A 13,320-nucleotide genomic window follows, 5' to 3' on the forward strand; every position below is an offset into this window, starting at 1 on the left:
GCGATCCTGACGGCTCGCCGGATTTGCTTTGATAAGGAACCGACCGCTTGAGACGACGCAATGTCCTGCCCGGCCTGCCGCTATCGCTGGGCGTGACTCTGTTTTATGTCGGCCTGATCGTGGTGCTGCCGCTGGCGGCTCTCGTCATCAAGGCGGCGAGCCTCGGGCCGGAGGATTACTGGCGGATCATCTCGTCGTCGCGGGCGCTCGCAAGCTACCGCGTCACCGTGCTGTCGGCGCTCGGCGCGACGATCTTCAACCTGTTCTTCGGTCTGGCGCTTGCCTGGGTGATCACCCGCTACCGTTTTCCCGGCCGGCGGATCGTCGATGCCATGGTGGATCTGCCGTTCGCGCTGCCGACGGCCGTCGCCGGTATCGCGCTGACCGCCCTGTTTGCCAATAACGGCTGGTTCGGCTCGGTGCTGGAAGGCTTCGGCATCAAGGTTGCCTATACGCCGCTCGGCATCATGATCGCCATGTGCTTCACCTCGCTGCCCTTCATCGTGCGTACGGTGCAGCCGGTGCTGGAGGATCTCGATCCGGCCCTGGAAGAGGCGGCGCAATCCCTCGGCGGTTCCGACTGGTCGATCTTCCGCAAAGTCATCCTGCCGCTTTTGGCACCGGCGCTGCTGGCCGGCGTGTCGCTGTCGTTTGCCCGCTGCCTCGGAGAATTCGGCGCGATCATCTTCATCGCCGGAAACCAGCCGATGTCGACGGAGATCACCGCGCTGCTGATCTTCATCCGGCTGGAGGAGTACGATTACCAGGCGGCGGCCGCGATCGCCTCGGTTCTGCTGCTGACCGCCTTCTTCATGCTTGCCGTCACCAACTGGCTGCAGGCGCGGGCTCTGCGTTACACGGTGAAGGGGTAGGATCATGAGCGCTTCCGTCTCCACCCGCAGAAAACCGCCGCGCGTCGGTGATACCCCGGTTTTCCGCCGCACGCTGATCGGCATCGTCCTTTTCCTCGTCGCCTTCGTCATCGTCGCGCCTCTGATCATCATCGGCGTCGAGGCGTTTGCGAAGGGTTGGGCTGTCTATCGCGACACGATCATCCATCCGGACACGCAGCACGCGATCATGCTCACCGTGCTGGCGGCGCTGATCGCCGTGCCGGTCAATACCGTATTCGGCATCTCGGCCGCCTGGGCGATCACCAAGTTTGATTTCTGGGGCAAGCGCTTTCTGCTCGTCGTGATCGAGATCCCGTTTTCGGTCTCTCCGATCGTGGCCGGTGTCGCCTATCTCTTCGTCTATGGCTTGCAGGGCCTGTTCGGGCCGCTGCTCGATGCCTGGGATATCAAGATTCTGTTCGCCATTCCCGGCATCATCATCGCCTCGATGTTCGTCACCGCCCCCTTCGTGGCGCGCGAACTGATCCCGCTGATGCAGGCGCAGGGGCGTGATCTGGAAGAGGCGGCGACCTCGCTCGGCGCATCGGGCTGGCGCACCTTCTTTGCGGTGACGCTGCCCAACGTCAAATGGGCGCTGCTCTACGGCGTCATCCTGTGCAACGCCCGCGTGATGGGCGAGTTCGGCGCGGTATCGGTGGTGTCCGGCAACATCCGCGGCCAGACCAATACGCTGCCGCTGCATATCGAACTGCTCTATCACGACTATCAGGCGGCAGGCGCCTTTGCCTCGGCCTCCATCCTGGCGTTGATCGCCGTCTTCACCATCATCGCCAAGGTCGCACTCGAGCGGCAAGGCGCGGGCCGCGTCCGCAAACAGGCCAACCCGGCAGAGAAAACATCATGAAGATCCGCCTCGAAAACGTCGTCAAAACCTTCGAGACCTTCCGCGCCGTGAAGGACGTGTCGCTCGATATCGAGAGCGGCGAACTGGTCGCGCTGCTCGGTCCTTCCGGTTCCGGCAAGACCACCATCCTGCGCATGGTGGCGGGTCTCGAATATTCCGATGGCGGCACGATCCATTTCGGCGATCAGGATGCGACCGACATTCCGGTGCGCGACCGCGGCGTCGGCTTCGTCTTCCAGCATTACGCGCTCTTCCCGCATATGACGGTCGCCGACAACATCGCCTTCGGCATGAAGGTATCGAAGGTGAAGCGCGACAAGGCGGCGATAGATGCCCGCGTTGCCGACCTGCTGCGGCTGGTGCGTCTCGAGGGGCTGGGCGACCGGTTCCCGGCGCAGATTTCCGGTGGCCAGCGGCAGCGCGTGGCGCTCGCCCGTGCGCTCGCGGTCGATCCCAAGGTGCTGCTGCTCGACGAGCCATTTGGCGCGCTCGATGCAAACGTGCGGCGCGACCTGCGCCGCTGGCTGCGCGAGATCCACTCGGAACTCGGCATCACCACGCTGTTCGTCACCCACGACCAGGAAGAGGCGCTCGATCTCGCCGACCGGGTGGTGATCCTGAAGGACGGCCAGATTGTCCAGCAGGGGACGCCGGAAAAGGTCTGCCGCGATCCGCAATCTGCCTTCGTGATGAGGTTCTTGGGCGACGCCAATGTGATTGCGGCCGATGTGCGCGATGGACGTGCCTATGCCGGAGACGTGTCGGTGGAGGCTTCGGGTGTCGCCGACGGCAGGGCGGAGCTTTACGCGCGGCCGGCCGATCTCGACTGGGCGCAAGCCGGGCCGGGGATTGCGGCGAAAATCACCCGCGTACTGGATCGGCCGGATGGACGGCGGGTGCTGGCTGAGACACAAGCGGGCGAGGCGCTGGAATTCGACGTTGAGCCGGAACGGATTCTGAACGCTGGCGAGACTGGATTTGTGACGCTGCGGCGGGCGAAGGTGTTTGCGATCTAACGGCTCAAGTAAGCCACACGCACCCTCATTCCGGCACCGCAGACGCGGCGCCACTGGATTCCTGTGACAAGCACAGGAATGAGGGAAGCAGGTGCCGCCATCTCTCCTCGACCCATTTCCACAAGGGGGAGGGACTTCACGCGTCGCAGCCCCTATCCGGCACGCAATCCACCCATGCTTTGACTTTTCGCCCCTTACGCGATAGGGACGGCGCAACGTTCGGCTGCGATCGTTGCAGCCTTGGGGCTAAGAGCCCATGAAAATCCGAAAGACAACATAGATGACCGATATCAACGGCGCCGTTCCGGCGATCGCGCAGGCTTTGCAGAAGCGTGGATACGAGACGCTGACCCCCGTGCAGCAGGCGATGCTGGACCCTGCGCTCGCGACGTCCGACGCGCTGGTCTCCGCCCAGACCGGCTCCGGCAAGACCGTCGCCTTCGGCATCGCCATGGCGCCGACGCTTCTGGAAGATGCAGACCGCTTTCGCCGCGCCGGGGCACCTCTGGCGCTCGTCATCGCGCCGACCCGCGAGCTTGCCATGCAGGTCAAGCGTGAGCTCGACTGGCTCTATGCCGAAGCCGGTGCCGAGATCACCTCCTGCGTCGGTGGCATGGATATCCGCTCCGAGCGCCGTGCGCTGGAACGCGGCGCGCATATCGTCGTCGGCACGCCGGGCCGCATCTGCGACCATATCCGCCGCAACGCGCTCGACATGTCTGAGGTCCGCGTCGCCGTGCTCGACGAGGCCGACGAGATGCTCGACCTCGGTTTCCGCGAGGACCTGGAATTCATCCTGGAATCCGCGCCTGACGACCGCCGCACGCTGATGTTCTCGGCGACCGTGCCTGCAGCGATCGCCAAGCTGGCAAAGAGCTACCAGCGCGATGCGGTGCGCATCTCCACCCAGGCCGAGCAGAAGCAGCATATCGATATCGATTATCGTGCCCTGCTGGTCACCCCGCATGACCGTGAAAACGCCATCGTCAACGTGCTGCGTTATTACGAGGCGCCGAATGCGATCGTGTTCTGCTCGACGCGTGCTGCCGTCAATCATCTGCATGCGCGGCTTTCCAACCGCAACTTCTCCGTCGTGGCGCTGTCGGGCGAACTCACCCAGAACGAGCGGACGCACGCGCTGCAGGCGATGCGCGACGGTCGCGCCCGCGTCTGCATCGCGACCGACGTTGCCGCCCGCGGCATCGACCTGCCGGGCCTCGAGCTCGTCATCCATGCCGACCTGCCGACCAATTCGGAGACCCTTCTGCACCGTTCGGGTCGTACGGGCCGCGCCGGCCGCAAGGGCGTCAGCGCCCTCATCGTTCCGGTCAGCCAGCGCCGCAAGGCCGAGCGTCTGCTGTTCGGCGCCAAGATCGAGCCGACCTGGGCGAACCCGCCTTCGGCCGACGAGGTGACGGCGCGTGACGAGGAACGGCTGTTTGCCGATCCGATCTTCACGGATGTGGCGAAGGACGAGGACGAACAGGCGCTGGTCGCCAAGCTTGTCGAGCGTTTCGATGCCGAAAAGCTCGCGACCGCCTTCGTGTCGCTCTATCGCGGCAAGATTTCCGCGCCGGAAGAAGTCAACGTGGTTTCGCTCGAGGCCCGCAAGCCTCGCGAGGGCGGCAATGACGCCGCTTCCCGTCCGCTGACGCCGCGTGGCGATTTCGGTCCGGCCGTCTGGTTCTCGCTGTCGGTCGGCCGCAAGCAGCGCGCCGAACCGCGCTGGCTGATCCCGACCATCTGCAAGAGCGGCGATCTCAGCAAGAACGAGATCGGCGCGATCAAGATGCAGGCCGACGAGACCTTCGTCGAGATTGCCGAAGCCCATGCCGACAAGTTCATGGCGAAGCTTGGCAAGGACCGGATGATGGACCGCGGCATTCGCGTGACGCGTCTGGATGCCGCCCCGGACTTTTCCAAGTTCTCCCGTGGCACCGATGACGAAGGGTTCACCAAGCGCGAAGGCCCGCGCATGGACAAGCCGTGGAAGGACAAGCCTTTCAGGGACGGCCCGAAGAAGGACGGTTTCCGCAAGGACAAGCCCTTCGCCAAGGACGGCCCGCGTGGCGACAAGGCATTTGGCGACAAGGCTTTCGGTGACAGGCCGGCGGGTGACGGCCCGCGCAAGGACTGGAAGCCGAAGGGCGAGAAGGCCAGCGCCGAGCGCCGCATGGACGATGACGTCTGGGGCGAAAAGCCGAAGAGCGGTTTCGCCAAGAAGGGCGGAGACAAGCCTTATGGTGACAAGCCTGCTGGCGACCGGCCGTTCAAGAAGAAGGCTTTTGGCGACAAGCCGTTTGCCAAGGCTGACGGCGACAAGCCCTTCAAGAAGAAGCCTGCCGGCAAGGGCGGTTTCGACAAGCGGAAGTAAGGATCAGAGCATCGCCCCGGCGGTGCTCTTTCTTTTTGTTCAGGTGGTGAGGTCGAAAGCTTCCGTCGCCAGAACTTCGCCGTTGACGACCAGGTCGACCGGATGCCTGCCCGCATAGTGTATGCGGGTGGTGAAGTCGCGGATGGCGCGGCTGATCGCAAGCTCGACCGTGGCGCCGGGTGCAAGCGTCAGCTCCTTCCATTTGAAGACCTTTTTCGATGTGCCGCCGGTCTTCTTCACATAGTGGACGGCATAGTCGATCAGCAGCTTCTGTTCCTTCGACGCGGTCGAAGCGAGTTTCGCGGTGATCTTCACGGCACCGCCGAGCTTCAGCGCCGAGGGCGTGACCGAGAAGGCCTCGACCTCGACGTCAGCCTTGTGGCCGGCGCCGAAGACATGCAGCGCGCGGGTGTCGCCCTTCTTGATCAGGGTGCGCAGCGCCTGTTTCATGATCCAGCCGGTGCGGGCATCCGTCTGGTCCCAGGTCTCCAGCTTTTCCAGCACCCATTCCGGATGGTCCTTGGTGATGTCGTTCAGATGGTTGGCGACGGATTTGCGGACATAGAGGCTGGGGTCGCTCTTCAGGTTTTCGAGGATCGGCGAGACTGGAGAAGGATCGACGATCAGCGGCTTCAGCTGGAACGACCACGGCAGGCGGGGACGGCAGCCTTCGCTCGCAAGCCGGCGGACGTGTTCGTTCTCATCGGTCGACCAGCCTTTCATGACCTCAACCGTTCGGGCCAGGTCCTTCTGGAGAAAGTGCCGGATGGCGAATTCCGACGAACCGAAGCGGGTGAAGAAGGCCAGTGCCTCCATCGACAGGTCGAAATGATCCTGGCCGTAGAGCGCCACATATTCCGGAAGGGTGATCGAGGCGAAGCCATGGTTTATGCGCGGGGCGAGCGTTCGGAGAATCTCGATGTTCTTCTCGAAACCGCCGGGCAACACGGCATGAAAACTGACCGCGATCTGGCGTAGCCGCTGCATGATGCTGAGACCGTCGAGGCCATCGGCAGCCAGGGCGAGAAAACGTTCGCCGTCGAAGGTCGGGCAGATCGCCGTGGTCTCCCGGGCGAAATGGTTCAGCCTGTCCTGGTTGAAGATCTCCTTCAGGAGAGGCGCAGCTTCTGTCGTGGCGTCGGTCATTATCCTGTCCTGCGGTATCCGTTGAGGATGATCGGATCCGGCCATCTCTCACCGTCATCCTCGGGACAAGCCCGAGGATGACGTCGGGTATCAGAGGATCGTTTAGTCCCCTGTTGTGTTCTTCTTTTGTTTTCGTAGGCGACTCCGGCGGCTCGGGCAAGGCAAAAGAAAACCGGACGGAGCGTTGGCTCCGGCCGGTTCGAGTAGTCAGTACCGATGAAAGGCTTAGTTCATCTGCGAAACGAAGCGGGTTTCCAGATAGGCTTCGACGGCTTCCGAACCACCTTCCGTGCCGTAACCGGAATCCTTGATGCCGCCGAAGGGGACTTCCGGGAGAGCAAGGCCGTTGTGGTTGATGGTCAGCATGCCGGCTTCGACCGAGCGGCCGAGCGCGTGGGCGGTCTTGGTGGAGCCGGTGAAGGCGTAGGAGGCGAGGCCGAAGGGAAGGCGGTTGGCTTCCTCGATCGCGTCCTCGAACTTGGAGAAGCGGTTGACGATGGCGACCGGGCCGAAGGGCTCGTCGTTCATCATCTTGGCGGTGGTCGGGACTTCGGCGAGCACGGTGGGCTCGAAGAAGTGGCCCTTGTTGCCGATGCGCTTGCCGCCGGTCTTGAGGGTCGCGCCGGCGGATACGGCGTCATGGATCATGTCTTCCATGACCGGGATGCGGCGCTCGTTGGCGAGCGGGCCCATGCCGACGCCGTCTTCCAGGCCGTTGCCGACCTTGATTGCTTCGGCAGCCTTGACGAAGCCTTCCATGAACTTGTCGGCGATGCCGTCCTGCACGAGGAAGCGGGTCGGCGCGACGCAGACCTGGCCGGCGTTGCGGAACTTCGACATGGCGGTGATTTCGATCGCCTTGTCGAGATCGGCATCGTCGAAGATCATCACCGGCGCATGGCCGCCGAGTTCCATTGTGGCGCGCTTCATGTGCTTGCCGGCGAGTGCTGCGAGATGCTTGCCGACCGGGGTGGAGCCGGTGAAGGAGATCTTGCGGATGACCGGGTGGGCGATCAGGTATTCGGAAATCTCGGCCGGGACGCCGTAGACGAGGCCGATGACGCCGGCCGGAATGCCGGCATCGGCGAAGGCGCGGATGAGTTCGGCAGGCGATGCCGGGGTCTCTTCCGGAGCCTTGACGATGATCGAGCAGCCGGTGGAAACGGCAGCCGAGAGCTTGCGGACGATCTGGTTGATCGGGAAGTTCCATGGGGTGAAGGCCGCAACCGGGCCGACCGGGAACTTGATGGCCATCTGCTGCACGCCGCCGAAGCGGGCCGGGATGATCTGGCCGTAGGTGCGGCGGGCTTCTTCGGCGAACCAGTCGATCGTGTCGGCTGCGCCCATGATCTCCATCTTCGACTGGGCAAGCGGCTTGCCCTGTTCGCGGGTCATCATGTAGGCGATGTCGTCGGCGCGGGTGCGCATGATCTCGGCGGCCTTGCGCATCAGCTTGGAGCGCTCGAAGGCGGACGTGTCGCGCCAGACCTTGAAGCCCTTTTCGGCTGCTTCCAGCGCCAGATCGAGGTCGGCCTTGCGGGCATGGGCGATCTTGCCGATCACTTCCTCGGTCGCCGGGTCGGAAACGGGCAGGGTCTCGCCGCCGATGGCATCGCGCCATTCGCCGTTGATGAAGAGCTTTACGTCGGGATAGGTCTGCATGGTGTCCACTTTCGTTCAAGAAGTGCCAGATGCGCGGCAGGACGCCGCTGGCAGAGGGGTGGAGGGTTCCGGTTGCTGAGTTAAGACAAAGAGGCTGCACAATCAACGGTGCAGCCTTCAAAAAAAGTCATACTAATCGGATGAAAAATGATGCTGAGCCGGCGCGTCCCGATCAGAGGTAAGGCGGCGTGCAGGCGCCGACGATCTCGCAGCGTTCGCGGCCGACATTGCGGTAGCGATGGGGCAGGCGGCTGTTGAACAGGAAGGCGTCGCCGCGCTTCAGGATGCGGGTCTGGGTTCCGACCGTCAGTTCAAGCTCGCCGGCGATAACGACGCCGCCTTCCTCCGCCTCGTGGGCGAGCATGGTCTCGCCGGTATCGGCGCCGGGCTCGTAGAAGCTGTGGAAGATCTGGAGGCTGCGGGCTTTCGCGTCGCCGACCTGAAGCAGGGTCAGTTGGCCCGTGGACAGCGGCGTCAGTTCGTCGGCGCGGTAGAAGATCTGGTCGACCGGCGGCAGCGTCAGGGCGAAGAAATCGGTCAGCGGATAGTCGATCGCTTCGAGGATCTTTTTCAGTGAGGCGACCGAGGGGCTGACCTTGTTCTTCTCGATCAGGGAGACGAGCGAATGGGTGACGCCTGCCTTTACGGCGAGCGCCCGCTGCGAGAGGTCATGCTGTGTGCGGACTAGGCGAAGCCGGTCGCCGACATTGAACTCGCCCTCGGCTTCATCCGCGGCGTTATTCGTGGCGTGCATTTCTACGGAACGTCTTTCTTCATGCGTATCTGCCGCCGAACATCAGCGACGGCTCACTGATACACCCAGGATTCGGATTTTACCAATGACGAAAAAGGGTGTGGCGCGTGAGAGGAGGCGCAAATTGATGACGGATGAAATGAAGCCTGATCCAAATGGCTGCCGCCGGGTGTCGAAGGTCACCTGCCGGCCAGATGGTCGAACAGGCTCTGCTTGAGCGGTGCCAGTTCGGTGCCGGAGATGGCGCAGACGGAGAGATGCCGGGTTGCCCATGGGTCCGTCAGGCGCGTGATGGAAAGGCGGGAGGCACGCCTGTGGCGCCGTGCGATGGTCTCCGGCACGATGGCGATGCCGACACCTTCTCCGGCCGCGGTGCAGATCGCGTCGAAGCTGCGCAGCTTGATCCGGTATCGGAGCTTTGCGCCTATCCGTTCCGCTTGAGCGTCGATGTGATCCTGCAGCGCTCCGCCCGCCAGGCCGACGAAATGCTGGTCGGTCAGGCCGGACAGGCGGATTTCTTTTTCGACAGAAAGCCAATGCGTTGCATCGGATACGACGACGAGGCGGCTTAGTGCAAAAGGTTCGAGGATCAGCCCCTCATGGGCGAGGGCATCGGACAGGACGCCGATATCGGCAAAGCCTGCTGCCACACTGCGGGCGATCTCGTGGCTCTGCCGTTCGCGAAGCTCTATATCGACCTGCGGATGCGCGGCCATCCACGGCGAGAGCCGGACCGGCAGCATTTCGACGACGGCTGCCGTATTGGCGAGGACGCGGATCGTGGTGCGCAGTCCCTTGGCGTGCTCACCCAGTTCGCCGTGCATGAGTGCGACCTGGTCCAGGACTTTGCGGGCGTGGTGGGAGAGTGTCTCGCCGGCCTCGGTCATGGTGACGCCGCGGCGGCCGCGCTTGAGCAGGCGCACCTCTCCGGTCGCTTCCATCTCACGCAGCCGATCACTGGCGGCGGCCAGCGACAGCCCGACATCGGCTGCCCCGCGGGTGATGCTGCCGGCATCTGCAACGGCCAGGAACAGGCGAAGATCGGTCAGGTCGAAGCGCATGGAGGATATTCTAAAGCGGTAACAGCCTTCGGTCCAGCCGAAGGCTGGCTACGCCAAAGCCGCATTGTGAACATGGCTGGTGGGCGTATTCAGAGACCATGTACGAGTTTTCGCTCTCCCTGCTGCTCGCGGTGGTATTCACATTTTTCGTCGCCGGCACGGTCAAGGGCGTGACCGGCATGGGGCTGCCGACCGTGGCCATGGGCGTGCTCGGCGCGTTCCTTTCGCCGCTCGCGGCCGCGACCATGCTGATCGTCCCGTCATTCGTGACCAATGTCTGGCAGCTTTTGGCGGGGCCGAGCTTTGCCGGCATGATCCGTCGACTGGGGCCGATGATGGTGGCGATCGTGATCGGCACGGTGGCCGGCGCGTCGATGCTGACGGGCGGCGATACGCGCCTGACTACCGCTGCGCTCGGGATCGCATTGGTGTCCTATGCCGTCTACACGCTGGTCGCCAGGCCCTATCGCGTCAATCCCGCCTATGAGGGCTGGCTCTCTCCGCTGATCGGCCTGATAACCGGGCTCGTCACCGGGGCGACCGGCGTCTTCGTCATTCCGGCCGTGCCCTATATCCAGGCGCTGGGTTTCGAGAAGGACGATCTGGTTCAGGCGCTCGGGCTTTCCTTCACGGTATCGACCATCGCGCTCGCCATCGGCCTCGCTTCCCGCGGCGCGTATCAGCCCGACGGCATGGCAGTCTCGGCTCTTGCCGTCATTCCGGCGCTGATCGGCATGTGGGCCGGCCAGAAGGTCAGACAGGCCGTCAGCCCCGCCACGTTCAAGCGCTGGTTTCTCATCGCGCTCGCGGTGCTCGGTGCGGAGATGATGCTGCGCGGCTTCTGGTAACGGCGCGCCAGAGGATCGGATCACTTGGGAACTAAAAGCCGCAGGCGAGGCATTGGAAACCACCCCGATAGGAATATTCGGCTTTCCAGTAATGGCGATCGTTCAGTTCCGAATAGATCGTTTCCGGTGATGTCGTATAGGCTTCGGCGAAAGGGCGCGAGAGAATGACGAACAGTTTGCAAGTCGGAGGCCAATCGCCGACCGAAGCGATCCTGTTTCCTCGCCGCAATTCGGCGAGCAGAATGGCGTGGAGTTCGGGTGCCATCTGCGGAAGGTTGATAGTTTCGCTCATCAAGGTCGCTGCTGATTTGTCGATGGGCTCCCTACGGTATTGAATTCAGCTTTGGTGACAATGATCCGAATCCGTCAAGCGCCGCCATAATCGCTGATACCGTGCATAAAAAAGACCCGGCGCGCTTTCGCGGAGCCGGGCCAGCTGGGGAAAACTGGTGTCGGCGGCCTTTGGGCCGCAGTAAATGTCGATCAGAAGAATGCCTGGATGCCGGTCTGGGCGCGGCCGAGGATCAGGGCGTGGACGTCGTGCGTGCCTTCGTAGGTGTTGACCGTTTCCAGGTTCTGCGAATGGCGCATGACGTGAAATTCGATCTGGATGCCGTTGCCGCCGTGCATGTCGCGGGCCTGGCGGGCGATATCCAGCGCCTTGCCGCAATTGTTGCGCTTGACGATGGAGATCATTTCCGGCGCCATCCGGTGCTGGTCCATCAGCTGGCCGACGCGGAGCGAACCCTGCAGGCCGAGCGCGATCTCCGTCTGCATGTCGGCGAGCTTCTTCTGGTAGAGCTGCATGCCGGCGAGCGGTTTGCCGAACTGCTTGCGGTCCAGGCCATATTGACGGGCGCGGAACCAGCAGTCTTCGGCAGCACCCATGACGCCCCAGGAAATGCCGTAACGGGCGCGGTTGAGACAGCCGAACGGACCCTTGAGGCCCGAGACATTCGGCAGGAGCGCATCTTCGGTCACTTCGACGCCGTCCATGACGATCTCGCCGGTGATCGAAGCGCGCAGCGACAGCTTGCCGCCGATCTTGGGTGCCGACAGGCCCTTCATGCCCTTTTCCAACACGAAACCGCGGATCTCGTTGTTGTGGGCTTCCGACTTCGCCCAGACGACGAAGACGTCGGCGATCGGCGCGTTGGAAATCCACATCTTGGAACCGCGCAGGCGATAACCGCCCTCAATCTTTTCGGCGCGGGTCTTCATGCCGCCCGGATCGGAACCGGCATCCGGCTCGGTCAGGCCGAAACAGCCGATCATCTCGCCCGAGACGAGGCCCGGAAGATACTTTTTCTTCTGTTCGTCGGAGCCGTAGGCGAAGATCGGGTAGATGACGAGCGACGACTGGACGCTCATCATCGAACGGTAGCCTGAATCGATGCGCTCGATCTCGCGGGCGACGAGGCCATAGGCGACGTAGGAGGCGTTGGCGGCGCCGAATTCTTCCGGCAGCGTGACGCCGAGAAGGCCGGTCTGGCCCATCAGCCGGAACAGGCCGGCATCGGTCTGCTCGTCCAGATAGGCTTCCTGGACGCGGGGCAGGAGTTCGGCCTTGGCGAAGGCGGCCGCCGCATCGCGGATCATCCGCTCGTCTTCGGTCAGCTGGTCGTCGAGCAGGAAGGGGTCGTTCCAGGAAAAGGCCAAGGGATCCTCCGATGTTCCGTTCACGGAAATAGCAGTGTGGCTGCCGGATTACCCCGCCGATGCGGCGTGAACAAGGCCCGTTTACTCAAGCTGCCATGACGGATAGTAATAGGGCATGACGAACCTGTCGCGAAAACTCTTGCCCTCGACATCGGCGCTGGCCGCCTTCGATTCCGTTGCGCGGCTCGGCAGCTTTTCGACTGCAGCCGACGAGCTGTCTCTGACGCAAGGCGCCATCAGTCGGCAGGTTTCCGGGCTTGAGGAGCAGCTCGGCGTGATGCTGTTCGACCGCACAAGCCGCGGCGTGATGCTGACGCCGGCGGGTGCGGATTTTGCCAGAGCGATCGCCGGTGCGCTGGCGCAGATCCGTTCGGCCTCGCTGCATGTCATGACCAAACGGCATAGCGATCAGCTGAACCTCGCGATCCTGCCGACCTTCGGCACGCGCTGGCTGATGCCGCGCATTCCGCAATTCGTGGCGCGCCATCCCGAAATCACGCTGAACTTCGCAACGAGGATCGGCGTCTTCGATTTCGACCGGGACGGCATCGACATGGCGATCCATGTGGGTCAGCCGGAATGGCCGGGCGCCGACTGCACATTCCTGATGGACGAGATGGTGGGGCCCGTCTGCTCGCCGGCGTTTCTCGAAAGCCATCCCGTCAATCGGCCGGAAGACCTGATGCGCCTGCCGCTTCTGCACATGGCATCGCGGCCCGGCGCCTGGAAGCACTGGTTCGAGAGCCTGCACATCGCCTCGACGGCCGGCGAGGGTATGCGCTTCGAACAGTTCGGCAGTGTCGCCCAGGCCTGCATTGCCGGGCTCGGCGTGGCGCTTATGCCGCTGTTCCTCATCGATACGGAACTGGCGAGCGGGCAGCTGGTCGAGGCGTTTCCCCATCAGGTCGTCAGCCCCAGCGCCTATTATGCCGTGGCGCCGCAGGCCAAGAGCGAGTTCCGCCCGGTCGTGGCCTTCCGGGCGTGGCTGCTGGAGGAGGTGGGGCGGTACAGGCAGGAGATCGTCGCCTGGTAGCCCGAAGGC

The 13,320-nt window shown here is 63.4% G+C and carries 12 protein-coding genes; 6 read left to right on the forward strand and 6 right to left on the reverse strand.

What is annotated here, in order from left to right:
• Window positions 1-47 precede the first annotated feature (47 nt).
• From cysT to BM216_RS11165, 4 genes are all read left to right on the forward strand, one after another.
• Window positions 48-872, forward strand: a complete 825-nt coding sequence (gene cysT, locus BM216_RS11150; RefSeq protein WP_092999054.1) for a sulfate ABC transporter permease subunit CysT — start codon at window positions 48-50, stop codon at window positions 870-872.
• Window positions 873-876: 4 nt separating this feature from the next.
• Window positions 877-1,758: a sulfate ABC transporter permease subunit CysW gene (gene cysW / locus BM216_RS11155; protein ID WP_092999056.1), complete on the forward strand. Its 882-nt coding sequence runs from the start codon at window positions 877-879 to the stop codon at window positions 1,756-1,758.
• Complete coding sequence (locus BM216_RS11160) at window positions 1,755-2,774, forward strand: sulfate/molybdate ABC transporter ATP-binding protein (protein WP_092999058.1); 1,020 nt, start codon at window positions 1,755-1,757, stop codon at window positions 2,772-2,774. The genes cysW and BM216_RS11160 overlap by 4 nt, the downstream gene beginning before the upstream one ends.
• A 280-nt stretch (window positions 2,775-3,054) precedes the next feature.
• Window positions 3,055-5,148: a DEAD/DEAH box helicase gene (locus tag BM216_RS11165; protein ID WP_092999060.1), complete on the forward strand. Its 2,094-nt coding sequence runs from the start codon at window positions 3,055-3,057 to the stop codon at window positions 5,146-5,148.
• A 39-nt stretch (window positions 5,149-5,187) separates the two neighbouring features.
• Here the strand turns inward: BM216_RS11165 and BM216_RS11170 are convergent, their stop codons facing one another.
• The 4 genes from BM216_RS11170 to BM216_RS11185 form a co-directional block, all read right to left on the reverse strand.
• Window positions 5,188-6,294 (reverse strand): DNA alkylation repair protein, encoded by a 1,107-nt coding sequence (locus tag BM216_RS11170; protein ID WP_092999062.1) that lies wholly within the window; start codon window positions 6,292-6,294, stop codon window positions 5,188-5,190.
• Window positions 6,295-6,519: 225 nt separating this feature from the next.
• Entirely contained in the window at window positions 6,520-7,956 is a 1,437-nt protein-coding gene (locus BM216_RS11175) for an NAD-dependent succinate-semialdehyde dehydrogenase (protein WP_092999064.1), read from the reverse strand.
• Window positions 7,957-8,128: 172 nt separating this feature from the next.
• Entirely contained in the window at window positions 8,129-8,710 is a 582-nt protein-coding gene (locus tag BM216_RS11180; RefSeq protein ID WP_092999066.1) for a cupin domain-containing protein, read from the reverse strand.
• 179 nt (window positions 8,711-8,889) lie between these two features.
• Window positions 8,890-9,771, reverse strand: a complete 882-nt coding sequence (locus BM216_RS11185; protein ID WP_092999068.1) for a LysR family transcriptional regulator — start codon at window positions 9,769-9,771, stop codon at window positions 8,890-8,892.
• A 98-nt stretch (window positions 9,772-9,869) separates the two neighbouring features.
• On the opposite strand from BM216_RS11185, the gene BM216_RS11190 reads away from it, so the two are divergent.
• Complete coding sequence (locus BM216_RS11190; protein WP_092999070.1) at window positions 9,870-10,619, forward strand: sulfite exporter TauE/SafE family protein; 750 nt, start codon at window positions 9,870-9,872, stop codon at window positions 10,617-10,619.
• Between the two features lie 31 nt (window positions 10,620-10,650).
• Here BM216_RS11190 and BM216_RS11195 read toward each other — a convergent pair whose 3' ends face one another.
• The gene (locus BM216_RS11195; RefSeq protein WP_092999072.1) at window positions 10,651-10,911 is read right to left on the reverse strand and encodes a hypothetical protein; all 261 of its coding nucleotides are present in this window, start codon (window positions 10,909-10,911) and stop codon (window positions 10,651-10,653) included.
• Window positions 10,912-11,102: 191 nt separating this feature from the next.
• The gene (locus BM216_RS11200) at window positions 11,103-12,278 is read right to left on the reverse strand and encodes an acyl-CoA dehydrogenase (protein WP_092999074.1); all 1,176 of its coding nucleotides are present in this window, start codon (window positions 12,276-12,278) and stop codon (window positions 11,103-11,105) included.
• Between the two features lie 115 nt (window positions 12,279-12,393).
• Here BM216_RS11200 and BM216_RS11205 point away from each other — a divergent pair, with 115 nt between their 5' ends.
• Window positions 12,394-13,311, forward strand: coding sequence for a LysR family transcriptional regulator (locus BM216_RS11205; RefSeq protein ID WP_092999076.1), 918 nt, complete (start codon window positions 12,394-12,396; stop codon window positions 13,309-13,311).
• The last annotated feature ends 9 nt before the right edge of the window (window positions 13,312-13,320 follow it).

This window comes from Rhizobium sp. NFR07 (assembly GCF_900111905.1).
Taxonomy (GTDB): domain Bacteria; phylum Pseudomonadota; class Alphaproteobacteria; order Rhizobiales; family Rhizobiaceae; genus Neorhizobium.